The 24,523-nt window shown below is 48.5% G+C and carries 33 protein-coding genes; 12 read left to right on the forward strand and 21 right to left on the reverse strand.

Annotation, left to right across the window (positions count from 1 at the left end):
- Nucleotides 1–38: 38 nt before the first annotated feature.
- From ASF99_RS07280 to ASF99_RS07340, 13 genes are all read right to left on the reverse strand, one after another.
- Complete coding sequence (locus ASF99_RS07280; protein ID WP_055968191.1) at nucleotides 39–1,328, reverse strand: MATE family efflux transporter; 1,290 nt, start codon at nucleotides 1,326–1,328, stop codon at nucleotides 39–41.
- A complete protein-coding gene (locus ASF99_RS07285) occupies nucleotides 1,322–2,059 on the reverse strand; it encodes an ABC transporter ATP-binding protein (protein ID WP_055968194.1) in 738 nt (245 codons plus the stop codon). Before ASF99_RS07285 ends, ASF99_RS07280 begins: the two co-directional genes overlap by 7 nt.
- Nucleotides 2,038–2,784 carry an ABC transporter ATP-binding protein gene (locus tag ASF99_RS07290; protein ID WP_055968197.1) on the reverse strand — a complete coding sequence of 249 codons (747 nt, stop codon included), beginning with the start codon at nucleotides 2,782–2,784 and terminating at the stop codon, nucleotides 2,038–2,040. The genes ASF99_RS07285 and ASF99_RS07290 overlap by 22 nt, the downstream gene beginning before the upstream one ends.
- A complete protein-coding gene (locus tag ASF99_RS07295) occupies nucleotides 2,732–3,559 on the reverse strand; it encodes an ABC transporter permease (protein ID WP_055968200.1) in 828 nt (275 codons plus the stop codon). Before ASF99_RS07295 ends, ASF99_RS07290 begins: the two co-directional genes overlap by 53 nt.
- Complete coding sequence (locus tag ASF99_RS07300; RefSeq protein WP_082487066.1) at nucleotides 3,556–4,491, reverse strand: ABC transporter permease; 936 nt, start codon at nucleotides 4,489–4,491, stop codon at nucleotides 3,556–3,558. Before ASF99_RS07300 ends, ASF99_RS07295 begins: the two co-directional genes overlap by 4 nt.
- On the reverse strand, nucleotides 4,491–6,008 hold the full coding sequence (gene nikA, locus ASF99_RS07305) for a nickel ABC transporter substrate-binding protein (protein WP_055968206.1): 1,518 nt from the start codon (nucleotides 6,006–6,008) through the stop codon (nucleotides 4,491–4,493). The genes ASF99_RS07300 and nikA overlap by 1 nt, the downstream gene beginning before the upstream one ends.
- Before the next feature lie 163 nt (nucleotides 6,009–6,171).
- Complete coding sequence (locus tag ASF99_RS07310) at nucleotides 6,172–7,086, reverse strand: methyl-accepting chemotaxis protein (protein WP_023468367.1); 915 nt, start codon at nucleotides 7,084–7,086, stop codon at nucleotides 6,172–6,174.
- Nucleotides 7,087–7,202: 116 nt separating this feature from the next.
- Nucleotides 7,203–7,961, reverse strand: coding sequence for a glucose 1-dehydrogenase (locus tag ASF99_RS07315; protein WP_055968207.1), 759 nt, complete (start codon nucleotides 7,959–7,961; stop codon nucleotides 7,203–7,205).
- A 107-nt stretch (nucleotides 7,962–8,068) separates the two neighbouring features.
- Entirely contained in the window at nucleotides 8,069–8,251 is a 183-nt protein-coding gene (locus ASF99_RS17230) for a hypothetical protein (protein WP_143013614.1), read from the reverse strand.
- Nucleotides 8,252–8,539: 288 nt separating this feature from the next.
- Complete coding sequence (locus ASF99_RS07325; RefSeq protein ID WP_023468370.1) at nucleotides 8,540–8,977, reverse strand: Asp23/Gls24 family envelope stress response protein; 438 nt, start codon at nucleotides 8,975–8,977, stop codon at nucleotides 8,540–8,542.
- Nucleotides 8,978–9,019: 42 nt separating this feature from the next.
- Nucleotides 9,020–9,226 (reverse strand): DUF2273 domain-containing protein, encoded by a 207-nt coding sequence (locus ASF99_RS07330; RefSeq protein WP_023468371.1) that lies wholly within the window; start codon nucleotides 9,224–9,226, stop codon nucleotides 9,020–9,022.
- A gap of 15 nt (nucleotides 9,227–9,241) precedes the next feature.
- Nucleotides 9,242–9,784 (reverse strand): alkaline shock response membrane anchor protein AmaP, encoded by a 543-nt coding sequence (amaP, locus tag ASF99_RS07335; RefSeq protein WP_055968212.1) that lies wholly within the window; start codon nucleotides 9,782–9,784, stop codon nucleotides 9,242–9,244.
- A 284-nt stretch (nucleotides 9,785–10,068) separates the two neighbouring features.
- Complete coding sequence (locus tag ASF99_RS07340; protein WP_055968215.1) at nucleotides 10,069–10,512, reverse strand: hypothetical protein; 444 nt, start codon at nucleotides 10,510–10,512, stop codon at nucleotides 10,069–10,071.
- An 85-nt stretch (nucleotides 10,513–10,597) separates the two neighbouring features.
- Between ASF99_RS07340 and ASF99_RS07345 the strand changes: the two genes are divergently transcribed.
- Nucleotides 10,598–11,326: an SDR family oxidoreductase gene (locus ASF99_RS07345; RefSeq protein ID WP_023468374.1), complete on the forward strand. Its 729-nt coding sequence runs from the start codon at nucleotides 10,598–10,600 to the stop codon at nucleotides 11,324–11,326.
- A 66-nt stretch (nucleotides 11,327–11,392) separates the two neighbouring features.
- On the opposite strand, the gene ASF99_RS07350 is transcribed toward ASF99_RS07345, so the two are convergent.
- From ASF99_RS07350 to ASF99_RS07360, 3 genes are all read right to left on the reverse strand, one after another.
- Complete coding sequence (locus ASF99_RS07350; RefSeq protein WP_055968218.1) at nucleotides 11,393–12,361, reverse strand: LLM class flavin-dependent oxidoreductase; 969 nt, start codon at nucleotides 12,359–12,361, stop codon at nucleotides 11,393–11,395.
- Between the two features lie 62 nt (nucleotides 12,362–12,423).
- The gene (locus ASF99_RS07355) at nucleotides 12,424–13,113 is read right to left on the reverse strand and encodes an ABC transporter ATP-binding protein (RefSeq protein WP_023468376.1); all 690 of its coding nucleotides are present in this window, start codon (nucleotides 13,111–13,113) and stop codon (nucleotides 12,424–12,426) included.
- Nucleotides 13,114–13,222: 109 nt separating this feature from the next.
- Nucleotides 13,223–13,615 carry a hypothetical protein gene (locus ASF99_RS07360; protein WP_023468377.1) on the reverse strand — a complete coding sequence of 131 codons (393 nt, stop codon included), beginning with the start codon at nucleotides 13,613–13,615 and terminating at the stop codon, nucleotides 13,223–13,225.
- 197 nt (nucleotides 13,616–13,812) lie between these two features.
- Between ASF99_RS07360 and ASF99_RS07365 the strand changes: the two genes are divergently transcribed.
- Complete coding sequence (locus ASF99_RS07365; RefSeq protein ID WP_055968221.1) at nucleotides 13,813–14,331, forward strand: DUF4256 domain-containing protein; 519 nt, start codon at nucleotides 13,813–13,815, stop codon at nucleotides 14,329–14,331.
- A 137-nt stretch (nucleotides 14,332–14,468) separates the two neighbouring features.
- The gene (locus tag ASF99_RS07370) at nucleotides 14,469–15,332 is read left to right on the forward strand and encodes a sensor domain-containing diguanylate cyclase (RefSeq protein WP_023468378.1); all 864 of its coding nucleotides are present in this window, start codon (nucleotides 14,469–14,471) and stop codon (nucleotides 15,330–15,332) included.
- Here the strand turns inward: ASF99_RS07370 and ASF99_RS07375 are convergent.
- Nucleotides 15,294–15,983, reverse strand: a complete 690-nt coding sequence (locus tag ASF99_RS07375; RefSeq protein WP_055968224.1) for an alpha/beta fold hydrolase — start codon at nucleotides 15,981–15,983, stop codon at nucleotides 15,294–15,296. The genes ASF99_RS07370 and ASF99_RS07375 overlap by 39 nt on opposite strands.
- Entirely contained in the window at nucleotides 15,980–16,825 is an 846-nt protein-coding gene (locus ASF99_RS07380; protein ID WP_055968227.1) for an alpha/beta fold hydrolase, read from the reverse strand. The genes ASF99_RS07375 and ASF99_RS07380 overlap by 4 nt, the downstream gene beginning before the upstream one ends.
- 39 nt (nucleotides 16,826–16,864) lie before the next feature.
- On the opposite strand from ASF99_RS07380, the gene ASF99_RS07385 reads away from it, so the two are divergent.
- Both ASF99_RS07385 and ASF99_RS07390 read left to right on the forward strand, forming a co-directional pair.
- Nucleotides 16,865–17,530, forward strand: a complete 666-nt coding sequence (locus tag ASF99_RS07385; protein ID WP_052017117.1) for an HAD family hydrolase — start codon at nucleotides 16,865–16,867, stop codon at nucleotides 17,528–17,530.
- Nucleotides 17,527–17,910, forward strand: a complete 384-nt coding sequence (locus ASF99_RS07390; RefSeq protein ID WP_023468382.1) for a GNAT family N-acetyltransferase — start codon at nucleotides 17,527–17,529, stop codon at nucleotides 17,908–17,910. Before ASF99_RS07385 ends, ASF99_RS07390 begins: the two co-directional genes overlap by 4 nt.
- Here the strand turns inward: ASF99_RS07390 and ASF99_RS07395 are convergent.
- From ASF99_RS07395 to ASF99_RS07405, 3 genes are read right to left on the reverse strand one after another with little or no spacing between them, the layout of a single operon-like run.
- The gene (locus ASF99_RS07395; RefSeq protein ID WP_023468383.1) at nucleotides 17,902–18,339 is read right to left on the reverse strand and encodes a GNAT family N-acetyltransferase; all 438 of its coding nucleotides are present in this window, start codon (nucleotides 18,337–18,339) and stop codon (nucleotides 17,902–17,904) included. The two genes, ASF99_RS07390 and ASF99_RS07395, sit on opposite strands and share 9 nt — an antisense overlap.
- 15 nt (nucleotides 18,340–18,354) lie before the next feature.
- Entirely contained in the window at nucleotides 18,355–18,810 is a 456-nt protein-coding gene (locus tag ASF99_RS07400) for a hypothetical protein (protein ID WP_023468384.1), read from the reverse strand.
- Nucleotides 18,807–19,301 (reverse strand): sigma-70 family RNA polymerase sigma factor, encoded by a 495-nt coding sequence (locus ASF99_RS07405; RefSeq protein WP_055968230.1) that lies wholly within the window; start codon nucleotides 19,299–19,301, stop codon nucleotides 18,807–18,809. Before ASF99_RS07405 ends, ASF99_RS07400 begins: the two co-directional genes overlap by 4 nt.
- 138 nt (nucleotides 19,302–19,439) lie before the next feature.
- Between ASF99_RS07405 and ASF99_RS07410 the strand changes: the two genes are divergently transcribed.
- The 7 genes from ASF99_RS07410 to ASF99_RS07440 all read left to right on the forward strand — a co-directional run bounded on the left by ASF99_RS07410 (nucleotide 19,440) and on the right by ASF99_RS07440 (nucleotide 24,200).
- Nucleotides 19,440–20,465 carry a serine hydrolase domain-containing protein gene (locus tag ASF99_RS07410; protein ID WP_156357196.1) on the forward strand — a complete coding sequence of 342 codons (1,026 nt, stop codon included), beginning with the start codon at nucleotides 19,440–19,442 and terminating at the stop codon, nucleotides 20,463–20,465.
- Nucleotides 20,462–20,872 (forward strand): hypothetical protein, encoded by a 411-nt coding sequence (locus ASF99_RS07415; RefSeq protein WP_023468387.1) that lies wholly within the window; start codon nucleotides 20,462–20,464, stop codon nucleotides 20,870–20,872. The genes ASF99_RS07410 and ASF99_RS07415 overlap by 4 nt, the downstream gene beginning before the upstream one ends.
- Nucleotides 20,869–21,429 (forward strand): AAA family ATPase, encoded by a 561-nt coding sequence (locus tag ASF99_RS07420; RefSeq protein WP_023468388.1) that lies wholly within the window; start codon nucleotides 20,869–20,871, stop codon nucleotides 21,427–21,429. Before ASF99_RS07415 ends, ASF99_RS07420 begins: the two co-directional genes overlap by 4 nt.
- A 100-nt stretch (nucleotides 21,430–21,529) precedes the next feature.
- On the forward strand, nucleotides 21,530–22,336 hold the full coding sequence (locus ASF99_RS07425) for a phosphotransferase (RefSeq protein ID WP_055968234.1): 807 nt from the start codon (nucleotides 21,530–21,532) through the stop codon (nucleotides 22,334–22,336).
- 38 nt (nucleotides 22,337–22,374) lie between these two features.
- The gene (locus ASF99_RS07430) at nucleotides 22,375–22,806 is read left to right on the forward strand and encodes a hypothetical protein (protein WP_156357197.1); all 432 of its coding nucleotides are present in this window, start codon (nucleotides 22,375–22,377) and stop codon (nucleotides 22,804–22,806) included.
- A gap of 50 nt (nucleotides 22,807–22,856) precedes the next feature.
- A complete protein-coding gene (locus ASF99_RS07435; protein WP_055969487.1) occupies nucleotides 22,857–23,840 on the forward strand; it encodes a DUF2268 domain-containing protein in 984 nt (327 codons plus the stop codon).
- 9 nt (nucleotides 23,841–23,849) lie between these two features.
- Nucleotides 23,850–24,200, forward strand: a complete 351-nt coding sequence (locus ASF99_RS07440; RefSeq protein ID WP_055968238.1) for a hypothetical protein — start codon at nucleotides 23,850–23,852, stop codon at nucleotides 24,198–24,200.
- The last annotated feature ends 323 nt before the right edge of the window (nucleotides 24,201–24,523 follow it).

Below are 24,523 nucleotides of genomic sequence, written 5' to 3' on the forward strand. Positions count from 1 at the left end.
CGCTGTTCCCTTTGCGCGCGAGGGAAACAGCGGGTTTTTCATCGTCTTGCTTCTACGAGAATCAACGATAAGGAGCGAATCAAGAAGAACGTCAAAAACGCTGCCCAGACGCCCTGATTTCCAAAAGTCGGTGTCAGCAGGAGGACGACCGCAAAACCAATTCCTGCTTGAATCATCGAATTCCGAACGGGTGTTGCTTCAACCCGCCCGGCAAAGATGCCTTCATAGATCATCGCCCAACCGGCGAGGAGCGGTAGGATGATGATCCAGAAGTAATAATCGCGCGCTGCGTCTAGGATTGCCTCTTCTGAAGTGAACAACTGAAGGAGCGGTGTCTCAAGGAAGAGGAGCACCAGTGACCAGAAGACGACCGAGTAGAATCCAAACGTCCGTGCCAAACGGACACTCGTCCGGTATTCTGCCTGATCTTGATGCCCTCTCGCCCGACCGACGAGAACCGTTGACGCATGACCGAGTCCACCGAACCAGTACGAAATCAGATACTGGATTTGTAGCAGGATCGCGTTGGCTGCGAGGACATCCGGTCCGAATTGTCCACCAGCACGTGTGAACCAGCCGGTGACCAGTAGAAGGAAAATCGTGCGAATGAACAAGTCACGATTGACTTGAAAGAATTGACGGTACGCTTGCCATGCCGTCAAGGCGCGCCATTCATCACGCGTCATCGATAAATGACCACGAATCAGGTACAGACTACAGACGACGATGCTGATCTCCGCGATGACGGTCGCAACCGCAATTCCAGCAACACCGGCATCCAATCCGTAGACGAATCCGATATCGAGAACGACATTGACTCCTGTACTAAACAATTGGACGAACAAGGCGTGCTTGACCTGACCGGTACCAATCAACCAGCCGAGTAACGCATACCCCATCAACACGAACGGTGCGCCAATCATCCGGTATGAAATATACGTTTTGACCGCACCGAGCAAGTCAGCGGGTGGTGCAAGTAAGTACAGTCCGATTTGCTCGAGCGGCTGTCGAAACAACAGGATAAGCAGACCGATACAAGCTGCTAGAAACAGCGGTCGGTAAAGTGACGTCCGTAAGGCGTGCACGTCATTCGCCCCACTTGCTTGGGCGCTGAATCCTGTCGTACTCACTTTTAAGAAACCAAACAACCAGTAAATCGTATTGAAGAAGACGGCTCCGACGGCGATGCCGCCGATCGCCCGCGGATCACCGGATTGACCGATGACGACGGTATCGGTTACACCAAGTAAGGGTGTCGCAATACTTGAGAGAATCAGCGGATAAGCGAGTAACCAGTACGTTTTGTGGGTCGGTTGTGCGTTCACCATGTTCCGGCCTCGACGAATCGTTGGGTATACGCGCTACCTGATTCCAATCGATCAATCAAATCAACAGCGCGACCGTCACGTAAGACAAGTGTTTCCGAACAGAGACGCCGGATGAAGTCGATATCGTGCGAAATCAATACAAGACTGACACCGAGTGTCTGTTGCAAGCGTTCTAGTAGCTCGATGATCTGTGCGCGAGAGACGACATCAAGTCCCGTCGTCGGCTCATCCATCACGATGATGTCGGGTTCAATCGAAATCGCGCGGGCAATCGCGGCACGCTGTATTTGTCCCCCACTCAATTGATGGGGCAATTGATCGAATAACCGTTCCTCGACCCCGACAGCAAGCGAGAGGGCAGTCGTGAGTTCCTCTTCTGACGTCGCTGGGAAATGCCGCAAGATCGGACGATGCCGACGAAACGGTTCAAGAATCGATTCCCGCACCGTCCATTCTGGATTAAAGGAAGCGAGAGGATGTTGAAAGACGGCTTGAATAGCTCGTCGCTCGTTTCGGTGCCCACTCGGAAATACCTTTCCATGTAAGGAAATCAGACCATGCGTGGGTTTAAGCAGACCGAGGATCAATCGTCCGAGTGTCGTCTTGCCACTCCCACTCTCCCCGATGATGCCAATTGACGCCTTTTTCGTCACGTGAAAGGAGATATTCGACAAAATGGGCTGATCCTTTATTTGATAAGTAAGATCTGTTACGGATAAGACTGGGTACATGAACTCTTCCTTTCTTCCGGTGATGTACGATGCGCTTGCATCAAGCTCATCGTGAACGGATGACGACTTTGCTCGATCATCTGTGGTGTTCCCGTCTCGACGATTCGTCCATCCTGCATTAAGACGAGTTGCTCCCCATAATGTAAGGCAGGTCCTAATTCGTGGGTGACGAACAAAATCGTTGCCCCGTACTGGTGTTGGTATTCGGTCAACCAGTCGAGTAAACGACGTGTCAACACAGGATCGAGCGCCGTCGTTAGTTCATCCGCTAAAATCAATCGTGGTTTTAAGGTGACGGCAAACAGGATCGCGAACCGTTGCAATTGCCCACCGCTCAACTCTCCTGGATATCGGTCCAACCAGGTCGGGTCCAACTCAAGCGTTCGCAAGACGTCATCGATGTAAGGATGATCCATCTTTCGTCCATGTGCGCGATATGTATCCCGTAACATCTGACGCATCGTCAAAAACGGAAGAAACGCATCGGTATACTGCTGTGGTATGTAACCAATATCGAGACCACGTCGAAGAGGTTCGTCCGAGATGACTTCTCCGCTCGACGACATCCCGTCCGGCAATCGATCCAGTAATCGTTTAAGCAAGAGCGTCTTACCGCTCCCGCTCGCTCCGACGAGACAGATGAATCGATGAGCTGGTAACGATAGATTCATGTCATGCAGAAGGACGTGTTTCGCCCGAACGTGTATGTTCCGAATCTGAATCATTTACGTGTCCTCCTTTTTTCTTCATCCATCGCGTCCATCCCATCGTCGCGACGACGGTCAAGACGATGCACGCACCTGGCAAAAGCATGAGCCGGGGTGCGGAACTGAAATAAGGACGTCCTTCGTTCAACATTGCTCCCCACTCTGGCAGTGGTGCTTGGACACCAAGCCCGATATAAGAGAATGCCGATAAGAATAAGATGACTTTGCCGACATCCAAACTCATTAACACGACGACTTGTCGGATGATGGGCGGCAAGATATGGCGTCGTAAGATCATACTGTCTGTTAACCCGTTGATGCGTGCCATGCTGATGTATGGCTTTTGCATCGTCTCGGTCACGAGTGTCTCGCTTAATCGCGCGTAGGAAATCCATTTGATGAGTAAAATCGCAAAGATCAAACTTTGAGGACTGGCACCAAATAATCCGGCGATGACAAGTGCTAGAACGGTGTCAGGGAAAATCACGAGACCATCTTCTAATCGATGAATCAAGTGCTTGAGTCGTCCATCATAAAAACCGGCTAGACAACCAAGACAGGTACCGATGCACGCTGTGAGCAACACCGTAAGCAGGCTGAAACCTAAGGATATCAAACCAGCTAAAAAAAGACGAGCTGCGAAATCTCGTCCTAGACCGTCTGTTCCGAGCCAATGTTCAAATGAAGCGGGCTCAAGTCTTTTCGCTATGTTTGTATTAAAAGAATTTGTAAATGCGGTATATGAAATAAAAAATAGGAGACATCCTCCGAAAATGAGCCATCTTTTTTTCATGTGTGTGTTCCCTTCTGCCAATCTGGTCGTAACGCCCGGTTTAGCGACCGGATACCTTGATGCAAGACAAGAATGATGCCTGTCGTCAGCAAGATGTAGCCTTGAATCAGTGGATAATCGCGTTGCAAAATCGCATCGACCATTAACTTTCCGACACCTGGATACGCGAACAGGACTTCGAGGACGACGACACCCCCGGCAAGACTGCCGAGCGTCAGACCGAACACGGACAGGACCGGTGGCAAACTGCCGCGTAACGCATAACGCCAAAGAATCGTCCGCTCGGATATACCACGCATCCGTGCCAACTCAATGTACGGTTGGTTCAATTCACGGCGTAGATTCAGCCGAATCAATGGAATATAAACGCTCGCAAGTGGAAAGCCGAGCGATAGAGCCGGGAGGACAAGTGACGTCATCCCCTCCCGCCCCATCACAGGTAACCATCCGAGACGGACGGCAAACAGGTCGACGAGAAACAGACCGATCCAAAAACCAGGCACGGTCGCTCCGCTCATGCTGACAAGGTGCGCAAGACGGACGACGCTTCGGCGCGTCATCAAGGCGCTACCGATTCCTAGGGGTAAGGCGATCAATAAGGCAATCAAAATACCGCCAAGTGCCAGCTCCGCTGTCACGAGATAACTCTCTAACAACATCTCGATGACCGGTCGCCCCGTCTGTAACGAGTTTCCGAGACGTAAGGTGAGTATGTCTTGCAGCCAACGGACGTACTGGACGAGCAACGGCTGATCGTATCCTAATTCACGGCGCGCGGCCTCGATTTGTTCGGGCGTTGCTGATAATTCATCGATATTCAATAACGTCAAGACCGGATCACCCGGCAGTAACCGTAACAAGACAAAACAACTGAACGTGATGAGTAGAGTGAATAGACTCAGCGATAGCAGTCGTTTGACGATCGAATGCATCAATCGGTCACCTGCAACGTGTTCGTGATCATGTAGTATTCACTCTTTTCCGTTTTCCATCCTTTGACGCGTTTGCTGTCATAGGCGACGAGTGTTGAAGGATGGAGCAAGAAGCTATTGTAGCGTTTCTCGTCGACATATCGCGCGATCTGCTCCGCAAGCCGTGATCGCTCCTCGATCTGAATCGTTTCATTTAACGTCTCGATCTGTTTCGTCAACTTCGGATCCGCGACACGACTGAAGTTCAGTCCCCCGTTCGGATGATAGGTCGCGTTCAAATAATATCCAGCATCCCCACGCGGAGCGGTCAGATTGCTGTACGTCGCGATATCCCAGTCCCGGTTACTTGCCATGTATTCTTCTGGGACATCGATTTGTTTAATCGTGATCGCGACACCAATCTTTTTCGCGTCATCTTGAATGACTTGAGCGATCAACGGCAGGTCTGGTCGAGCCGCATACGTCAATAACGTCAGCTTTAAAGGACGACCGTCCTTTTGCATCCGTCCGTTTTGTTTTGTATAACCGGCTTGTTTGAGCCATTCCTCAGGCGTCTTCTGCACTTGTTGCGGATAGTTCGGAGCAAATGGGAATGACGATAGGAACGGACCACGTGCTGGCACCGCATATCCTTGGAGGACGTGATCGACGAGTTGCTTTCGATTGATTAAAGCATCCATTGCCTGTCGGACTTCAAGCGATTGCATCGGACCGTTCGCGACATTCATTGTCAACTGATGGACACGGAACGTATCCGTCGCTTGGACTGTTAATCCTTCAGACTTCAACTGCTTGACACTCTCGATTTCCGGTCGATAGACGATATCCGCCTGTCCGGCACGCAAAGCGTTCGTCCGTGCGCCAGCATCTTCGTTGAAGACAAAATCAACGGAATCAAGTTTCGCTTGTTCTTGCCAATAGGACTTGAAACGTTTTAACTCGACTTTTGTTCCCGGAGCGAACCGCTCGACTTGGAACGGACCGGTTCCCATCGGTTCCTTCTTTACCCCGCTCGCTTTCGTGTCGATGATTGCTGTGTTCGGATTGACGAGTTCCGAGATGAACTCTGGATATGTCGTCTTCGTTTGAATGAGCAAATCGGGTCCGTCCGTTTTGATCGTCTCGATATTCAAGGCATTCTTGACACCTGGATTTTCGTCGATTGAGCGTTCGAGAGACGATTTGACGGCTGCCGCATCAAGTTGTTTCCCATTATGGAACGTCACGTCTTCCTGTAAGACGATCCGCCATGTTCGCTTTCCTTCGTAGGACCATTTTTTCGCAAGCCACGGCTCGACCGTCAATCGTTCGTCATCAAGACGGACGAGCGTCTCCGTCACCCCTGCGCGAAGCGGAACATAACTGCTGTCGCGATGCGGATCGAGCGATTGTGTCGCGAAGTTATAGACGAACGTCAAATGGTTTTGCTCTTGTGGCTTATCAGAAGCAGCACAACCGGCAAGTGTCAAACCGAGGAAGACACTACCGATAAGGCTAGCAGTTTTATATGTAGACATTGTTCTCCACCTTTAATTCGGAATAATTACGTTTTACATCATATCGTAACGATTCCGATTTAACAAGCGTCTTTTCTATTTCTCTATATTGAATTTGCCATCAAAAAAAATACCGAATCAACTACAAGCGAACAGCTCGTGTGATTCGGTAGCGGTGTATTTCTTATAAGACGTCGACGAATTGTTTTGCCTGACGCTCGAGTTGTTTCGCTGAATCAGCCAATTGATCGAACTCACTGACCGTATGTTCGAGTTGCCCCGTACTGTCCTTGACCTTAGACGAAATCCGCTCGATGCTGTGTGAAACATCTTCAATCCGCTCAACGATCCCTTCAATGTTGTTCTTGATTTCTCCGATTGAGTGCGACACTTTGTTCGACAGGTTTCGGACTTCGGTCGCGACGACATCGAACCCACGTCCATGTTCACCAGCACGTGCCGCCTCGATCGCCGCATTCAAGGCGAGCAGATTCGTCTGCGCTGCAATATCACGGATCGTCTTGACGATGTCGGTGATGGAGTTCGCATCCTTTCGTAAGGCAACAAGGCTCGACAGATTCTCGACGGATTCCGCCTCGACTTGTTGGACGGTCGCCAGCACGTTCAGACCATCCTGACGACCACTCTCCGATTTGACCGTCAAGAACGCGGATGTCTCGTTGAGTTCAGCCGCCATCCGTAAGACGTCCTGTTGGCGAATCGTAATGTCCGATGCAATTTTTGAGACACCGACGACCCGGCGCCCGTCATCCGAATAGATCGGCATATAGGTCGCTTCGAGCCATTTCTGTTGCCCATCAGCAGCCCGGCGTTCAATCTTGTCCTGATAGGTGATGCCTTGCATCAATTTGCGCCAAAACAACTCATAATCCGGACTGTTGACGTACGCTGGAAAGCAAAGATCACGGTGGTATTTACCGATTAGCTCTTCCACTTCATACCCCATCGTCCGGGCAAACAACTCGTTGACATATGCGACTTTCCGTCGATCGTCGAAGCGAATGATTGCCAGATTTTGCTCGATTGCTCGAATGACTTGTGTGTCGGTGACGTGTGCTGCTTGTTCCTGCATCGACATGCCGATTCCTCCCTGGATTCAAACTCAAGGTCATAATGCTCCTATTGTCATATTATCCCTTATATCGACAGGTTCCTGCCATTTTAAACTGTAATCTAGTAAATAATATACGATTTTTAATACGCACTCCATCCACCATCGGCGACGACGATTGCCCCGTTAACAAAACTCGCCTCGTCAGACACGAGGAACATTGCCAATTTTGCGACCTCATCCGGCTGACCGGCACGTGGATTGAGTCCCATGCCGAGCATCGCCCGTCCCATTCCGAATTCATTCAGGTTCGTCATCGATTGCCCGATGTTCGTCTCGACGGCTCCAGGAGCGATGCCGTTACAGCGGATCCCCTCTCCGGCGTAAAAGAAGGCGGTATTCTTCGTCAAACCAATGACGGCATGTTTGGAAGCGGTATAGGCTGCTCCTGCTCGGGCACCGTTCAGACCGCCAATCGAGATGTTATTCAAAATGACACCACCTTTTACTTCCTTGAAATGCTTGACCGCTTCGCGCATCAGACGCATCGTTCCCGTCGTATTGACGGCGAGAACATGATCCCAGCTTTCATCGGAGATGTCTTCCACTCCCTCCATTCCGTCCATGATTCCCGCATTGTTGACGAGAACGTCCAGTTTGCCGTAAGCCTCAAGCGCTTGTTGGACGAGTTCTGTTGCTGCCTTTGGTTTGGCGATATCACTCGCAACAGCGATCGCTTCTCCCCCTGCTTCCTTGATGTCAGAGACGACCCGTTCCACGGTTTCCAACCGAATGTCCGCTGCGACGATCCGTGCGCCTTCTTGTGCAAACAATTTGGCCATGGCTTCACCCATTCCTGAGCCAGCTCCCGTGACGATGATCGTTTTACCTGTTAGTCGCATCATGAATCATCCTTTCGTTTATCGTGATACTAATCTATTCCCGAAAAAGGCTCTAGTTTAGTCAAACGTCGTGTCAATTCCATGAAAAAAAGACCCGACGATTTTCGTCAGGTCCTGCAGTTAATGCGTTGCAATTGTTTCAATGCGACATCAACGTTGAGCCGTTTTCCGGATTTCTCCGATTCTCGGAACTTGCTCGGATCAAATAATTTAAATTGATGATTGATCCAGTTTTGTCGATAGATTTCGTGTGCTTGTTTTATGATTTCTTCGTCTGACAACTGTTTCATGTCTATTTCCACGCAGTCGAAATCATCTACACCGAACTCAAAACCACAGCATGGACAAATTTCGTTACTCCCCGCAAAGTGTTCATAATATGGTAGATCTTCAAGTTTATCGCACCCACACACAGGACAGATATAATACGGATCGTTTGGTTTCAAAGATACGATGCCTCCTTAGCTAATGATCATTCTTATATCTATCGTACCCTATCTAATCGTTACTTTTGAGATGGAGTCATGTTATGACCACATAAAAAAGACCCGACGAGTTCGTCGGATCTTTGGACTTGCTTATTGCAGTTCGCGGCTCTTTTCTTCTTGTTCGTTGTTCGATTTATTTTTTGCTTCAAATTCAGCGCGTGTCATAACGTCCTCGACGTGCATGTTGACTTCGACGACTTCAAGTCCTGTCATGTCGCTGATCGATTTTTTAATTTTAGCGACCGTCTCTTGGAAGATTGACGGAATGTTTTTACCGTATTCGACGATGACTTTCAAATCGAGTGCGACTTGGCGTTCGCCGACTTCCGCACCGATTCCTTTCGTGATGTCTTCCGAACTCCGGAGACGATCCGTCAGTCCACTCATGAATCCACCACTCATTGACAAGATGCCTGTCACTTCATTCGACGCGATCCCTGCGATTTTTTTGATGACTTGATCTTCGAACGTCAATTTATTCTCGCGTACCACTTCGTTTTCAGTTGTTGTGTTTACTTCGTTTGCCATTTGAAATCTCTCCTTTTGAATGTGTAGTTAAATATATATGAATCAGTCCCGTTGAAAGAACTGAATCCACCCTTCGATATCGAGCGCACCATCGCGCCACTTCCCAAGCAAGAATCCGATCGCTGCGAAGGCAACGATGAGAATTGTCGGACCAAAGCCAATCGTCAAGAATAAGATGGCGAGGATTAGACCGACAAGTCCTCCGATCAGTCGGAACCGATACGGGTAAAGTGCTTCCCTTGTCTTCATGTTCCCTCTCCTCTCTTAGACGACACGTTCCGATGTTTTTGTTTTCGTGTCACTGATTGTGACCTTCGTACTCGTTACCGGCAACTCGAGTAAGGATTCGACGGCTTGTTTAGCGCGTTCTTGAATATCCTTCGCGATCGTCGGCAGTCCTTCTTGTCCGAAGACAGAGCAGTCGACTTTTAAAGCAATCGTCTCTTTTTTCGAATGGATATCGGCATGGACACGCGGTGTCCGTACGCCACCAATCCCACGAATCGACTCCAGTGCCGTCCGTTCGATTGTTTCCTTCGAAATCGTAATCGTTCCGTCACCCGTTTGAATCAACAGACGTTGACCTTTCGAGCGGCTGAACAATCCTGTGAATAATAGAATGACGAATACGAATGCTAAAAAACCTCCGATGGATAGAACGGTATAGCTATACCATTGCTGATCCTGCCACTGCTCGATTAACGAACTGAGCCGTGGAACATCATACACACCGAGCACAAGCAGCCCGACACTGACGAGTCCGAGTATGCCTATGATGACGAGTAAGAATCGATTAAACCCATTCATCTGCACCTCTCCTTTACGATTGTTAACTTCTTTCACCTAGGTGATTCAACACATGAATTATTATGTGCATGGTGTGTTTATTCCCGTTCATTCGAACCCGAAACATTTACATACACTTTCGTTAAAATGTTCATATATTCTGATTTTTCAGACTATAATTAGTAAAACAAGTGGATTTTTTACTATATTTAACGAAAAAAGACCTCTTTCAACTAAAAAGAGGTCAACAATCTAATCCGTTTATCATTTCCCGCATACTTCGTCAACACGTTTTTTGAAAATGATCATTCCACTTCGATCGGAATGGCAAAATAACCGTTTCCTTCTTCCCACCCTGCTCTAATCTGATAGACATATTTTCCACGGGTCGTTGGCAAAGTGATATTTTCTACGTCCTGAAACGTTCTAAGCTTTTTTCCATTTGTAACGGACCATAACTCAACGGCAACATTTTTTGGATGCGGACCATCTCGAAAAAGAATCGACATCTGTTCTTCCGGTGCAACGCGTTCACCTTGTTTCTTTTTTACTTGTTCAACTGGTCCGATCTTTGCATCAGCCGTCTCTCCTAAAAAGAGACCCGACCACGTATAGGTTCCTAAGTACACCTTTGCTTCACGATTTTCAATCGTCACGTCGGGTGCTGGTGGTTGATGGCGGAAAGGATCCAGCGAGAAGAGTAACCCTAAACTAATCAGCACTATACCAATAAACGTTTGTTGTTTCACGAGGCAACCTCCTACACAATGTTTTCAAATCAATAAAAGCGGCAATACCTTTCAAGGAGTACGTTATTCAAAAGGAGGAGTTCAGATGATTCAGGATAAAGTCGTCATCATTACAGGAGCATCAAGCGGGATTGGGGAAGCAACCGCTAAAGAACTTGCAAAACAAGGAGCAAAACTCGTTCTTGCTGCACGCCGGGAAGATCGTTTGCAAGAACTCGTCAAAGCCGTTGAAGCAGAAGGTGGTCAAGCCGTCTACCAAGTGACGGACGTCACGGATCGCGAACAAGTCGATGCACTCGCTAAGCTTGCGAAAGACAAGTTTGGCTCAGTTGATGTCATCGTCAATAACGCTGGATTGATGCCACTATCACACCTCCACAAGAATCAACAGGATGAATGGAATACGATGGTCGACGTCAACATTAAAGGTGTTCTCCACGGAATCGGAGCCGTCTTGCCGTACATGCGCGAACAAAAAAGCGGACATGTCATCAACATCTCGTCTGTCGCAGGTCACGAAGTCATGCCGTCGAGCGCCGTCTATAGCGGTACGAAATTCGCCGTTCGCGCGATCACGGAAGGTCTCCGCAAGGAAGAATCGGTCGACAATCACATCCGTGCAACGATCATCTCACCGGGAGCGGTCGATACAGAACTGAAGGACCATATCTCGGATGACGAGATCAAACAAGGGATTGGTGACTTGAAAGCGATCGATGCGAGCGCGATTGCGCGTGCCATCGCTTACGCCGTTAACGAACCAGAAGATGTCGCGATTAACGAGATCCTGATTCGTCCAACGGCTCAACGTTAATTGAATGTAGAATTTATTAACAGGACCCCTCATTAGCCAAACAGCTAACGAGGGGTCCTGTTCTGTTTAGAGTAGTCGTTCCGCGATGAGCTGGTACGACTGTAATCGTTTTTCTTGATCAAAGGCATTGTTGATCAGTAAAAATTGATCCGTTTGATAACGCGTTGCTAATACCTCTAGCTCACGCTCAACGACATCCGGTGTCCCAACAATCGCTCGCCGGCGATCTTTGCGAATCCGTTCTACTTGCACGTCATTCCAGACCTTTGATTCTGTCGTCTTAAATGACGGAACGATCGAATTCCCGAGTCGGACGCCTTGAATCCAGGCATCCTGTGTTCGAGCGAGACGTTCTGCTTCTTCTTGTGTCGGAGCACAGATAACGAAAACACAGACGATGACGTTCTTCCCGCCCGCCTCGCGATATGTCGAGAGCGTCTCTTCCCAACGATCCGGATTGATGAAGTGACCAAACACGAGACCACGGTCTTGTTCAGCTGCAATCCACGCGCTACGTGGTGACAGACCTAGGATCGAAATCGGTGACAGTTTCCGGTCACGTGGTGTCGTCTTGACGATCCGGTACGGGTGTCGATTCGATAGACTGTCTGTTAAAAAGCCCGCCGTCTCATCGACGAGTCGACTAAACTCCGCCGCCCGGTTTTCTTCTCCATCCGTCAACGCAAGTCGTGTCCGTTCGCTCCCGCCCGGCGAATTACCGATCCCGAGTTCGATTCGTCCCGGATAAAACGCATCGAGCGTCGCAAAGCTCTCGGCGACTTTCAGCGGATGATACTGCGGCAACAACACGCCACCTGAACCAAGCTTGATTTTTGACGTCTTCGCACCCATTCGGGCGATGAACAGTTCCGGTGCCGCACTGAGCAACCCGTTCGTATTATGATGTTCAGCGAACCAGTACCGTTCGTAACCGAGTCGCTCGGCTTCTAAGACGAGTCGTTCCGTCGCTTCCATCGTCGCTTCGACCGTATCGCCCTCGTGTAACGGCACTTGATCCAGTATTCCTAGTCGCATCACGCATTCCTCCTCTACCCTTTCAGTGTAAAGCGTGGAGGAACGGAGTTCAAAAACGAGGCTCAGACACGGACGAGACGATCTTCGATGATGACGCCATCTCGCATCTCGATCGTTCGGTTCGCCCGTTCGGCGAGTGCCGGATCGTGGGTGACGAACAAGACGCCGCATCCCTTCTCTTCGTTTAATGACCGTAAGAGATTAAAGATGATTTCTCCCGTATCCGTATCGAGGTTCCCTGTCGGCTCATCGGCAAGCAACCATTTCGGTTCATGAACAAGTGCTCGGGCAACGGCGACCCGTTGTTGTTGTCCACCGGAAAGTTGCGACGGCAAACTGCCTGCTTTATCAGCGAGACCGACTTGTGCGAGTAACTGCTCGGCGCGTTCTTTTTTATCGTATGGTACTTTTCGACCGAACAAAGGCGCCATGACATTCTCAAGCGCCGTCAGCGTCGGAATCAAATGAAACTGCTGGAAGATGAAGCCGATGTTCTCGAAACGGAAGTCGGATAGTTCTTTACTGTTTAATTTGTTGATTGGTTTTCCGTCGTAATGCAACTCCCCACTCGTCGGACGATCGAGCGTTCCGATTAGACTGAGTAACGTCGACTTTCCAGAACCTGATGGACCGATGATTGAGATGAAGTCACCTGCTTCAAGCGTCACTTCGATGTCTTGTAACGCATGTGTCTCGACTCCGTCTCCCGAAAATGATTTTCCCATCTGTTTGCATTGAAATGTTCCTTCCATATGTAAGCCCTCCATATATTCGTGATAACGTACTATTCAAGAATTTATTGGGAATTCCTTCTAAAAGAAAGGAAATAAAAAACAGCACTCTTGAGGAACAAGAATACTGTCAAGAAACACGTGGTTGAATGGAAACGAAATTTTTACGATAGACGATCTCATACGGTAAAACGAATAATAGACAAGCAAGAGCCGTGAACTGAATCATGCTTCCGGTTGGTGGTAGCGGAGACAGCGATGCATCATGCCATGCTTCATACAAACCAATGAAAAGAAACAGGACGACACTACTCGTCGTCACGTAGATGAGTAAACGAAGGGTCAATGGATAATGGCGGACGATCCATAACATCGGTAAACCAAAGATAAAATAGGATAACGTCATCGCAAACGTTCCGAACTGATAGACGATCTCAAAGTCGATCGTCGTCAAGAACGAATATGCTGTGAACGCTAAGAACGAAAGAATCGTCACAACAGCCGCATAACTGATCCAGCGCATACGGTTGGGCTCCTCTCCTAAATGTCGTTCCTGTACGCGCGATCGCAACAGAAACCGGATATGTACAATTAGTGTAGGCAGTCCGATTTCATTTGTCAATTGTCTTCAGATTGACTTATTCAGTCACTAAACGATTGCACTGGAAACATATTCATTGAATAATGGAAAAAAGGAACTAGGAAAGTGAGGTTTTACCGATGGAGGAACAACTCACGACATTTCGTGATCGCTTTGAATCTACTACTAATTACCACGATGGTCTTTCGTATGACGAGGTCGAGTCTCGCCTGACGTCATCCAAACGAACAGCCCTCGCTTGGATGGAACAAACAGGCGGCGAGCCGAATGTCGTAACCCTTGCTGGACGACTCGTCATCGTCGACACTGCCAAAGAGAGTCCAGCTGGTCGTCGAAGTGTCTGTTTGGACGAATCCGCTCGACTTGGTCGAAAGAAAAATGCGTCCGCAGCAAGTGTCGAGTCGATGATTGAGACGCTAGAGGTGCACCTCTTAACACCAGAACAGTATCAAGAACTACAGACGCAGTTTTCGTTTGACGAAAAAACGTCCAGCTGGCTTAAGACGCCGGACGTGATCCGTCAAAAAGGTGGCGCCTTATTCGGAGATCGTCGTTATGAGACGACATTCATCTATCACAACGGAGCGGATTCCTATTATGCGAGCCGAGGATTTCGTGTCTGCATTGAGCTAGACTAATCAAAAAACACTCTACGATTGAAGTAGAGTGTTTTTTGTAAATTATAGGTAATAAAACCCAATTATGATATGATGGTCGATGAATAGAGGAGGTGGACGTCATATTTGTATTGGGATTGATTGTAGGTGGTCTTATCATGTTGATCAGTTTCCGGTTATTCCGCCAGCAACAGCCGGATACAATCGCATTGTGTAAAGATATCTTCTACGTGTTCGAAGTGCAGCCGGAATATCGGTTTCGTTATATCAGTCCTTCCCTCGATGACCATATGGGGAAAGGCGTGGCAGCAGCCAGCTACATGGATCCGGACGAGTGTTTCGCGCGGATTCATCCGGAAGACATCGAAGTCTTGATGTCGAAGATTTCGGGCGACTGTGACTACGATCAGCCGTTTCGGCAACGCTGGCGGACGAATGACGGAACGTACGTCTGGTTCGAAGAATATGCGACACCCATTTGCGAAAATGGGCAGATCGTTGCCATCCAAGGGGTGATCCGTAACATTGACGAACAGTTGAAATCACAACAGGCATTGCTCGATCAATACCGGATCGATGCCTTGACTGGTCTAGGGAATCGCCATGCCTTCAACGAGGCTGTCCACACACTCGATCAAGAGAAGACGGCGTATGGGGTGATTCTGCTTGACTTGAATGAACTAAAAGAGCTCAACGACCGGTTCGGTCACGCGGTCGGTGATGCCTTGCTTGAACAAACAGGACTTTGCATCCGCCGCTTGACAGACCATGGCTACCGGATCGGTGGTGATGAATTCGTCTTGATCGACGAGAGTCCGTCGATTGAGCTGTTCGAGGGATTCGTCGAACACGTTCGCTCGACGTTCGCGACACACGAAATCGGACTCGCAATCGGCGCCGTTCATACGACAACAGGACGCCGTGTCGACGACGTCCTGCATGAGGCAGATGAGCAGATGTATCAAGAAAAGATGAATGATCGCTTAAGTCGTCAGCATGGATTGATGCGCTTGAAGCAATAAGGCGTTGAAGCGTTCCGGTTGATCGAGATTCGCCGTATGCCCGGCTCCCTCGACTGGTAAAACGATGACGTTTGGCACATGTTCCGCAACGAACGCGGTTGCGTCGACTTCGTATGTTTCATTCGTTCCGTTTAGGATGACGACCGGTAAGGTGATCGACCGCAGCATCGTTTCCGTCAGTGCCGGGAAACGGAATGTCATCAAATCAAGGACTGCCCGCGCCGTCGTTTTCCAGGCAGGACCATGCAACTGTTCGAACTGGTCGGCAATTTCCGGTGCTTGTTGTTCGAGGTCGAGGAAGAACTCTCGTTGCTTGCGCATCAGCGGCTCCATCGCTTTAGGAATGAATGGTGAAAAACCCGTGATACATACCCCTTCGAGTTCGTCCGGTGGATCGAGTGCCAGTTGCATCGCAAGCGTTGCGCCAAGCGACAACCCGAGAATCCATCCTGGACCTTCCTGTGCCATCCGTTCGCGGATGGCACGTGTTGCTTGTGATAAGTAATCTTCCGTTGCCGGTCCCGTCGTCATTCCGTGACCAGGCAGATCAATCGGAATGAACGTAAAATCATCCGCTAAAGCGGATAGCTGTGGTGCAAAGTGTGTTGCTGCCGTTCCCATTAAACCATGTAGTACATACATACGTGTCATACGGTAAACTCCTTAAATTGATGTAGTGTCAATATCGCGTCTACGATGACGTCCGGACGATCGCGATGCATCAGGTGTGATGTTCCCGGAACGAACGTCACGTTCGCCTGATCGGATAGATTCGCCTGTCGCTGAATCAATTCCTGCCATTTTCCTTCCATCCGCTCCAGTTCGTCTTTTGGAAAACCAGCAGCGCTCATCGTTTCGATCGACTGCGCTTTGTCCCGTCCAAGAACGGTCAACGGAACACCGAGATCGCGCATGCGTGGTTGAAGATCTTTCGCATCAGCTTTCCACTGCGAGATGATCGCATGCATCGACCGGTAATACGCCGGGTTCCAATCCGTGCGGTCATCCCCGTCCGGGAAACGGTCACGTAAATCAGTTGCTTTTGATAGTTCTTCGAACCGATCGATCCAGACGGCGTCATCCCCTTCCCGGTCGAGCATCGGTGTATCCAGCTGATCGAGTTCTGCTAAATCAACGGACGTCGCATCCACGAGAACGAGACCGGCGACACGTTCTGGATGATGTAGAGCAAAAGCTTGCGCAACAAGACCACCGTAGGAATGACCGACGAGTGTGACCGGAGTCGCAATATTCGTCGCGTTAAGAAACTGATTGATTTGCCGTAAGATGCCGGTCGTCCCGTCGATGTAATCCTCCGACCATTCGTGCGGATGAAAGCTGACGACCCGGTAGTCCGGTGTCAGTTTCGTCAGAATGTCCGCCCAGTCCTGATACGTCCCACCGAGCGAGGGGAGGAGTAACAACGGTCGACCTGTCGAACCGTCGTCATAATACGTCACTTGTTTTCCCTGATGTTGCATAATTCGTTCCATTATAATCACTCCTCTAAACTTTGAAAGATGGTGTTTACCTTGATTCGTGCCCTATTGTTTGATTTAGACGAGACGTTACATGACCGGTCCGGTTCTCTTCCCTATTTCCTTCGGGATCAGCATCAACGTTTTCGTGAAGTTGCGCATGTTCCGATCGACGACTACATCACGACGTTCTTGGCGCTTGATCAAGAAGGACGCGTCTGGAAGGACGTCGTCTATACGGAAATGATTCGTCGCTTCCAGTTGTCGCTTTCTGTTGAAGTACTGCTACACGACTACGTGACGCGTTATCCGATCTTCGCACGGAGCTTTCCGGGAGTCGACGCCTTTTTTGCGCAATTACCGCCTGAGCTACCCATCGGCTTACTGTCGAACGGTCGGACGACGTTTCAACGTGCTGTCTGTGACGCAATCGGACTGTCTCCCTCTTTTACGCAGATCGGGATTTCGGAACAAGAAGGCGTCCGTAAACCGGATCCGGCATTTTTCTTGCGCTTAACGGACCGTTTAGGTGTTCGCCCGGACGAAGTCCTTTATGTCGGCGACAATTACGACCACGACATCTTACCGGCGCGCGCCCTCGGCATGCAGGCGATTTGGAAGCGCACAGGCGATGTTCCATTGACCGACACGCAATTTTCGGACTGGTGCCAGTTACCTGCTCCACTCCAAGACCTGATACGAAAGGAGAACCAGCCATGACGGAACAGATTCGCCGTTTCCAGCCTGACGATTTTGAGCAGATTCATCGATTGAACGCATTAGAAGGATGGCAGGATCTCGTCGCTGATCAAGAGCGGACTCGCAACGCGTGGATGAATGCAAATGCCGCTTTCGTCCTTGAGTCTGACGGAGAAATCCTTGCCTATGTCCGCGCTTTAACGGACGGTTCAGTGACGACGTTCGTCTGTGAGCTCCTCGTCAGCCGAAACGCACGCAAGCGTGGGTACGGACAACAGTTACTCGATCACTTGCAACTTACCTATCCGACGCGGATCGATCTCCTGGCAACCCGTCAAGCTGCTTCTTTTTATGAACAACAAGGATTTCGTGCTTTCCATGGTTTCCGTAAATCACGATGAAGCGAGTGATTTCGAATAACTCGTGCTCGTCACGCTGTAGCCCATCGATTGATAAAAGTGATGGGCTGCTTCGCGTTCCGGTCGATTACCACTGTTCAGCAAGACGGCAGTTGCTCCTCTTGCGTGCGCCCAGTCTTCCGCTGCTCGGATCAAGCGGCGTCCGATTCCCTGCCGACGATATTTCGCGTTGACGACGAACGCGACGATTCGGACATAGGTCGTATCGTGCTCAAACGCTTGCGCCTGAAACAGACCGACGCAGCCGAGAAGCATATCGTCGTCTTCTAACACAAGCAATTCATAATCCGGATGACGGGTGACCCGTGTAAACCGTTCGCGTAACACATTCTCGCTTGCCGGATACCCGAGCTGCGTCATCAAACCGACCAATTGCGGTAGATCGTCTGTTGTCCAAGACCGGATGTTCATCTCCCTTTCCCCCTTCTACTGTTCTGGTGACAGAATCATCACCCGTTCTCTTCCCTCTTCCTGACCAACGACCAGCACGTGCTCAGATACCGGATCATCCTTGATTTGATAGACGGTAAACGCATCGAGGTTCGACGCAAAATCAGATGTGTCCTGTTCCAGTTGCGTATCGGTCAAGACATCATCCGTGACGCCGAGTCGCTTCCCTTTCAGCTGTTGCCAGTCTAAATTCGTCATCTCTTTTGATACTTTGTAAAACTGTTCATCATAATACATGCCGACCCTCATCGATTGCGATGATTGTTCGGGAACGGTCTCATGCAAGGAACTAAAGCCGATGATCGTCAGACCTGCAGCAAGGCAAACAGCTTGTACCGAGCGCCGGCGCCGTTTCGCTTTGCGGATACCTTGGATTGTCCGTTGCCTGACAGATGACGGTACATCGATCAAGATTTTTGGCTCGTGATTCATAGACTCATCCCCTTCTGTCGTCGTACTTTCTCGAGTGCGCGGTACAACGTGCTTTTGATCGTACTCAGTGGCACATTGAATGCTTGCGCAATCTCTTGCAATGACAAATCTTCTTCATACCGGAAGTAGACGATTGATCGCTCGGTCGGCTCGAGGACATCCAGTAAATCGTCCAAGTACAAGCGATCGACGAGACGCTCTTCAAACGAAGTCGTTTGACTCGGTTCGATCGCGAGCGGCTGAAACGACGCTCGATGTTGCTGGAAAGCGCAATTCATCGTGATGCGCGTCAACCACGTCTTAAAATACGAAGCATCCCGTAAACTCTTTCGCCCACGCCATGCCCGGTACGCGACCTCTTGGACGTTCTCAAGCGCTGCCGCCTCCTCTTTCAGATAAATGAAGGAAATACGGTACAAATAGTCTTCTTCTGCGAATAAAGCTGCTTCAAAAGCAGCGTCGGATAATGCTGTACCTGACTTTCGAAACACATCGGCATCCTCCTTTTTGGCAATCACTCCCCTATTAGATACGCAACACGTTTAAAAAGTTTCATTTTTTTCAAATTTTTATTATAATTCCCTTTTCTTGCATGAATGAATTCGATAGGATGGGAAGCAGAGAGGGTGATGAACGTGTACAAGAAACTCATTGCTTTACCGGAGCTTACGCATCTCGAAGGGGCAGTCTCCATCCACCAGCAAGGTGAACAAATCTTTAGCCATGCTAACGGATTCGCACATCGAGGCTACCGCGCATCGAATACAGAAACGACACGATTCGGAATTGCCTCAGGTGCGAAACTCTTCACGGCGGTCGCTATCTTACGGTTAGTCGAGGAAGGAAAGGTTACACTCGACGAACGCGTCGCGCCGATTCTACCGGACATAGGAATCGATCTAGACGGTGTGACCATACATCATCTGTTAACCCATACGTCAGGCATCGGTGATTATTTTGATGAAGCGACGATGACCGACTTCGAGGAGGTCTTTCAAGATTTCCCGATGTACTGTTTGCGTCGTCCCATCGATTTTTTACCGTTGTTTAAAGGTCAAAAAAGACTGTTCATTGCAGGCGAACGTTTTCATTACAACAATGCGGGATACATCCTGCTCGGTCTCGTGATCGAACAATTGACGAAACAACCCTTCGCGGATTACGTGACGAACGAATTATTCGCTCGGGCGCAAATGACACAGTCTGGTTACTTCCGACTCGATTCGCTACCGGCAGATACAGCCATCGGTCACATCGAGAATGAAGACGGAACGTGGCGAACGAATCACTATGCGTTACCAATCATTGGCGGACCTGATGGCGGCGCCTTCCTCACAGCATCAGACATGGAACGTTTCTGGCGAAGCCTTCTGACGCATCAGTTGCTGTCCGAATCGATGACCACGCAACTGTTTCATCCCCACGTCAAAGTCAACGATGTTGCGTCTTATGGTTACGGCGTCTGGCTGAAACGACTCGATGCCTCGCACGAGAAGTGGCACATCATGGGCTACGACCCGGGTGTCAGCTTTCATTCCGCCTATTATCCACAATCGGAAACGATCGTCACCGTCTTATCGAATACGTCTGACGGAGCCTACGCGCTCGTTCAGGCCATCGAACTACTTTTACTTGAGAAAGGAATCCATACATGAACCTTTATATCGCTTCTCGCTTTGATCACACGTTGACCGTCCGCTGGCTCCGCGATGAACTCCGCTTGCGTGGACACGATGTAACATACGACTGGACGATGAATGATCGGGCAGAGGATCCTGAAGCATTACGAAAGATTGGTCTTGCTGAATTCGAAGCCGTACAACAAGCGGACGCCTTCGTCCTCGTGTTACCAGCAGGAAAAAGTAGTCACGTCGAACTCGGGATTGCGCTCGCGACAAATCGCCCGATTTACTTATGTATGCCGGATGCGACCTACTTCACCGGACCATTGGCCAGTACGTTTTATCATATCGGACAGACGACCTCTTGCTTCGGAACGAAAGAAGATTGGCTCGCGCAGATTCTCGCTGATCGCTTACCGGAAGAACAACTGACGTCATGAGGACCGTCCTGTTGACGATCGGACCGACCCATGCCGGGAAAACGACGTTCGCACGACAGCTTGCTCAACGTCTACCGGCAAGCCTTGTCATCGATCAGGATCTTCAAGCACGCTTTTTGCTCGAACATTATCCGGACCTCGTTCCAACAGAAGGACCGAATCAGATCAAACATGACTTGACGGGATGGTTGATCGAACAGGCAATCACGTCTTCCGTCGAGACGATCATCTTATGTAACGCCAACACCACGCGGATTGGTCGGAAACAATTATTAGATCCATTCTCCCGATCGACGTTCCGCTCGATCCTCGTCTGGTTCGATTTACCCGAAGCCACTTTTTTAAATCGACTGACTCACTCCAAACGCGATGGACGAGAGATTCGTGGCGACTCGTCGTACTACGACATCTATCAGCGGCAACGAATCGAGTCGCCAGTTACAGGTGAAGCGGACAAAATCGTTCGTCTTCGTTCGACGGAAGACGTTGACACATTCCTCGATCATGTCACGAATCCGACGCTTGACGCTCTCTTCGATGCGGTGTCGACTGATTGAAGAACATGACAATCGTGCATAAAGCACCCGCTTCTTCATCAACGAATGCAAAAAGACCAACCGATATGTAACCGATTACATAAAGAAAGAAGGAACACTCATGTCTGAAGAACAACGATTGACAGGCGGAAATGTCTCCGCTGTCTATCAAAAAGGTGAGCATGTCTATCGCTCACAAAAAGAGAACAGCAACAACGTCCAACGGTTATTATGCCACTTAGAAGCGAAACGCCTATCCGGTGTTCCGCGTTTCGTCGGCATCGACGAACAAAATCGAGAAATCCTGACCTTCCTCCCTGGTGAAACGGCCGATTATCCGCTAAAAGCATACATGTGGCATGACGACGTATTGGACGATGTCGCACGTCTGATGTGCCAGTATCATGACGCGACAGTCGACTTCGACGTCTCACCGGACTGGGCACCGTTGCTCAATACCCCGACTCCACACGAAGTCATCTGCCACAACGATTTTGCCGTCTACAATACGATTTTTCAGGATCAAAAACTGAGTGGCGTGATTGACTTTGACCTCGCAGCACCCGGTCCACGTGCTTGGGATATCGTCTATGCTCTCTATACGTTCGTTCCGCTTAGCAGCAGACGACAAGCACCTGACGGATCCGTTCTTGCTTATTCACCAGAGCAAGATGACACACGTTTCGCCAAGCGAGTGAGTCGGTTCCTTGATGCGTATGGCTATGAAGGACCGCGTTCTGAACTCCTATCCATGTTATTGTTACGCGTCGAAGCCCTCTATCTGTTGATTGATCAAAGAGCTGCGAACGGTGATGCTGCCTTCATCAAGATGAAAGAAGAGGGTCACGATACACATTACCGCGCGGAATACCGTTTCATCGCGGAACATGGGGAGAAGTGGTTCATCGATAAATCTTCGATAACATAATGTTCGACGACATCGATCATCACAAAGGAGTGATTTTTTTGAAGATTATTGATCTCGATTTTTTACTGACGACTGAAGAATATGATCTCGAACTGGATACGATGTCGTTAAAGGCGAACGACCATTACGCGATTGATTTCTATTTTTATGGCGCTGACGAAACATTCAAGCTTTTGATTGACGATCCTTCGCGCGATTACTTTTTGATGCGTTTCGAAAAGTACGCCGTTTTCCTAGGAACGTTGCAAGAGCATGGCATCATCGACGACAGACTCCAGAATCCTTATCCAGTCGTGAAGTCAAAAGAATCGATCTTGGGAGAGTTCGCTGCGAAGTATATGAAAACGAAGGAAATTTATACGGAACGGGGAGACTTGCACTTATTTGCCATCAGGACACATGAACAGGATTTTTACATTTTATCCTACAGTGATCCAATCATCATTGATCATATGGCGAAAGAGGATTAATTGAACAGCAGATGTTGTTACACCCTAAAAAAGAGGGGGATGAACGTATCTTGAAAAAATTACTGATATTTTTTTTAACTGCTCCCTTTCTGCTTTTATCCGCTTGTACAGAAGAGCAAAAGACATCACAGCCTACTACTCAACTGATGTCAAAGAGTGAAAAAATACAATCCGAATCTATAAAAATTGATGACGAAAGTAAATTGAACATTGTTTTTCTCTATGAACCGTACAAAAAATATCTACAAGCGTCTTTAAAAAACAATGATCCTGAAATAGATAAAAAGAATTATGCGAAGTATGTCTTGAACTATATCGACAAAGTCGGGGAAAAGGAGGAGTTCGCGACAGGCGACTTGAAAGGTTTCCAGATGTTGCAATCAACCGTATACGAACAAGAGCTACTCGATAAAGTCGAGAACTTGATGAAACAGCAGGACAACATTAAAAAAATTATCCAAAAAAATTACATCGCTTCACATAAGATCCTTCCCAAAAAGAAAAGTACCATTTTTATCGCTCCCATTAATCCTGAATCCTCTTTCGATATCCAGCCGATGAAAGGTGTTACAGGAGCCGCCTATAAAGACGCATTCGTTCTCTACCTGGATCCAAACTACGATCAAGACGTCTTAGCATATACGACGGCACATGAATATCATCACTTAGTCCTCATGGATACACCCGATTTTACTTTAAATACGACTCTTAATTCCGTCATTGTCGAAGGAAAGGCTGATGCCTTTGCCGAGCGAATCGTCAAAGACGTTTCCATTCCTTGGAATGTTGATATGGATGAAGCAACAAAGAAACATGTCGTGCATCTCGTCAACAGCCATGAAGTATCACAACTCGACTTCGTTGTAGGTAACGAACAAAAAGAGATTCCTCGCTGGAGTAACTACATGTTAGGGCGTGATATCCTCAATCATTATTTTGAGTTGCATCCAGATCAGTCCATTGCTGACTGGACCTACACGAATCAAACAGATATCTTAAAAGGATACAAGTATCAAAAGATTCTTGAGCAATGAGGTGTTTTCATGAAATACACATGTCCCGTCTGTGGATATAACCGAATGGACGACGTTGCTTATTATGAAAATGGTGACGCCTCGTTCGAAATTTGTTTTTGTTGCGGCTTTCAGTTCGGAGTAGACGATGATGTCGAAATCAAGGATGGTATCTTCTTATCAATAAGTGAAGCACACGACTTGTATCGTGCGAACTGGCTCAAGGACGGTGCTAAAATCTTTAGTGATTATGCCTTTGAGCGTGCTCAAGCACAAGGTGAACCTTTAGCGCGAACAGTACTGGAAAGTCAATTACAAAATCTAAAAGTCATAACGAAAGAATCAAACACAAAAATTATGGTAGCTAAGAGGGATATGTGATGATGATTCAAATAATAGGTATCTTTTCAATCATCTTTATACTTGGTTTAATTTTTACAAACCATCCATTGAAAAGAATCATTGTCATTTTATTCGCAAGTTCTATCATTATTTTCGTTGCACGTATTTTAACGACACAACAATCGATTGCAGAAGCGTTTTTTAATTCATTTGGCTTTTTAACACTTTTAGCATTCGTGATAGTCATTATTCACTTCTATAAGAAGCAGTCCATCAAAAAAAAGTAGTCCATAACATGAAATCAAAGACCTTCACGACTACAATCAAAAAAAGCAATAAAGCGCGGAATTTCACGAGAGTCT

Origin of the sequence: Exiguobacterium sp. Leaf187 (assembly GCF_001423925.1) — a bacterium.
In the GTDB taxonomy this organism is placed as follows: domain Bacteria; phylum Bacillota; class Bacilli; order Exiguobacteriales; family Exiguobacteriaceae; genus Exiguobacterium_A; species Exiguobacterium_A indicum.

What these genes read in the sequence shown, in the direction of transcription:
- ASF99_RS07350 (WP_055968218.1), bottom strand. Translation starts at nt 12,361, where the DNA reads ATGCGACTAGGAATACTGGATCAAGTGCCGTTACACGAGGGCGATACG.
- ASF99_RS07345 (WP_023468374.1), top strand. Translation starts at nt 10,598, where the DNA reads ATGATTCAGGATAAAGTCGTCATCATTACAGGAGCATCAAGCGGGATT.
- ASF99_RS07365 (WP_055968221.1), top strand. Translation starts at nt 13,813, where the DNA reads ATGGAGGAACAACTCACGACATTTCGTGATCGCTTTGAATCTACTACT.
- ASF99_RS07325 (WP_023468370.1), bottom strand. Translation starts at nt 8,977, where the DNA reads ATGGCAAACGAAGTAAACACAACAACTGAAAACGAAGTGGTACGCGAG.
- ASF99_RS07420 (WP_023468388.1), top strand. Translation starts at nt 20,869, where the DNA reads ATGAGGACCGTCCTGTTGACGATCGGACCGACCCATGCCGGGAAAACG.
- ASF99_RS07330 (WP_023468371.1), bottom strand. Translation starts at nt 9,226, where the DNA reads ATGAAGACAAGGGAAGCACTTTACCCGTATCGGTTCCGACTGATCGGA.
- ASF99_RS07425 (WP_055968234.1), top strand. Translation starts at nt 21,530, where the DNA reads ATGTCTGAAGAACAACGATTGACAGGCGGAAATGTCTCCGCTGTCTAT.
- ASF99_RS07315 (WP_055968207.1), bottom strand. Translation starts at nt 7,961, where the DNA reads ATGCGACTAACAGGTAAAACGATCATCGTCACGGGAGCTGGCTCAGGA.
- ASF99_RS17230 (WP_143013614.1), bottom strand. Translation starts at nt 8,251, where the DNA reads ATGAAACAGTTGTCAGACGAAGAAATCATAAAACAAGCACACGAAATC.
- ASF99_RS07370 (WP_023468378.1), top strand. Translation starts at nt 14,469, where the DNA reads ATGTTGATCAGTTTCCGGTTATTCCGCCAGCAACAGCCGGATACAATC.
- nikA (WP_055968206.1), bottom strand. Translation starts at nt 6,008, where the DNA reads ATGTCTACATATAAAACTGCTAGCCTTATCGGTAGTGTCTTCCTCGGT.
- ASF99_RS07415 (WP_023468387.1), top strand. Translation starts at nt 20,462, where the DNA reads ATGAACCTTTATATCGCTTCTCGCTTTGATCACACGTTGACCGTCCGC.
- ASF99_RS07410 (WP_156357196.1), top strand. Translation starts at nt 19,440, where the DNA reads ATGAACGTGTACAAGAAACTCATTGCTTTACCGGAGCTTACGCATCTC.
- ASF99_RS07400 (WP_023468384.1), bottom strand. Translation starts at nt 18,810, where the DNA reads ATGAATCACGAGCCAAAAATCTTGATCGATGTACCGTCATCTGTCAGG.
- ASF99_RS07440 (WP_055968238.1), top strand. Translation starts at nt 23,850, where the DNA reads ATGAAATACACATGTCCCGTCTGTGGATATAACCGAATGGACGACGTT.
- ASF99_RS07310 (WP_023468367.1), bottom strand. Translation starts at nt 7,086, where the DNA reads ATGTCGATGCAGGAACAAGCAGCACACGTCACCGACACACAAGTCATT.
- ASF99_RS07280 (WP_055968191.1), bottom strand. Translation starts at nt 1,328, where the DNA reads ATGGTGAACGCACAACCGACCCACAAAACGTACTGGTTACTCGCTTAT.
- ASF99_RS07285 (WP_055968194.1), bottom strand. Translation starts at nt 2,059, where the DNA reads ATGTACCCAGTCTTATCCGTAACAGATCTTACTTATCAAATAAAGGAT.
- ASF99_RS07360 (WP_023468377.1), bottom strand. Translation starts at nt 13,615, where the DNA reads ATGCGCTGGATCAGTTATGCGGCTGTTGTGACGATTCTTTCGTTCTTA.
- amaP (WP_055968212.1), bottom strand. Translation starts at nt 9,784, where the DNA reads ATGAATGGGTTTAATCGATTCTTACTCGTCATCATAGGCATACTCGGA.
- ASF99_RS07295 (WP_055968200.1), bottom strand. Translation starts at nt 3,559, where the DNA reads ATGAAAAAAAGATGGCTCATTTTCGGAGGATGTCTCCTATTTTTTATT.
- ASF99_RS07300 (WP_082487066.1), bottom strand. Translation starts at nt 4,491, where the DNA reads ATGCATTCGATCGTCAAACGACTGCTATCGCTGAGTCTATTCACTCTA.
- ASF99_RS07290 (WP_055968197.1), bottom strand. Translation starts at nt 2,784, where the DNA reads ATGATTCAGATTCGGAACATACACGTTCGGGCGAAACACGTCCTTCTG.
- ASF99_RS07390 (WP_023468382.1), top strand. Translation starts at nt 17,527, where the DNA reads ATGACGGAACAGATTCGCCGTTTCCAGCCTGACGATTTTGAGCAGATT.
- ASF99_RS07375 (WP_055968224.1), bottom strand. Translation starts at nt 15,983, where the DNA reads ATGACACGTATGTATGTACTACATGGTTTAATGGGAACGGCAGCAACA.
- ASF99_RS07395 (WP_023468383.1), bottom strand. Translation starts at nt 18,339, where the DNA reads ATGAACATCCGGTCTTGGACAACAGACGATCTACCGCAATTGGTCGGT.
- ASF99_RS07380 (WP_055968227.1), bottom strand. Translation starts at nt 16,825, where the DNA reads ATGGAACGAATTATGCAACATCAGGGAAAACAAGTGACGTATTATGAC.
- ASF99_RS07355 (WP_023468376.1), bottom strand. Translation starts at nt 13,113, where the DNA reads ATGGAAGGAACATTTCAATGCAAACAGATGGGAAAATCATTTTCGGGA.